The 482-nt window shown below is 64.9% G+C and carries 1 protein-coding gene; it reads left to right on the top strand.

Annotated features, from left to right (window positions below):
• On the top strand, positions 1 to 482 hold a 482-nt coding region (locus JMA46_RS16805; RefSeq protein WP_207346491.1), incomplete at both ends, for a DUF222 domain-containing protein.

Below are 482 nucleotides of genomic sequence, written 5' to 3'. Positions count from 1 at the left end.
CCGTGGCAGGCAGGGATCGCCGACAGTAGCGCTTGCACCGACATCGCGCTGACGCTGTGTATTCCTGAACGCACCGCGGCCGCTTTGGCCCACCACAGCACTGCCTTGCTCACCACCCATCACCACACCCTGACCGCGCTGCAGGCAGGGGACCTGTCCTACCGCCATGCGGCGTTGATCGTGGATGAATGCAACACCCTGAATGAAACCCCCACCATCACCACCACACAAGTCGCCGCTTTCGAAGCACGCCTACTCCACCTGGCCCCGGGAACCACGGCCTCCGGATTCGCTTCCAAAGCCCGACGAGCCCGGGAAAACACCCACCCGGAAACCCGGACCACCGCCACGAAACAGGCCTACCAACGCCGCGCCATGACCCTGGAACCCGGACGCGACGGCATGTCCTGGCTCACCCTGCACCTACCCACCATCAGCGCCCAAGCAGCCTGGGTCAACTGCACCCGCACAGCACGCACCAT

Source organism: Arthrobacter sp. E3, assembly GCF_017353415.1.
Classification (GTDB): Bacteria; Actinomycetota; Actinomycetes; order Actinomycetales; family Micrococcaceae; genus Specibacter.
Note: the sequence above shows the minus strand (reverse complement) of the source record. Positions and strands in the feature narration are given on the sequence as shown.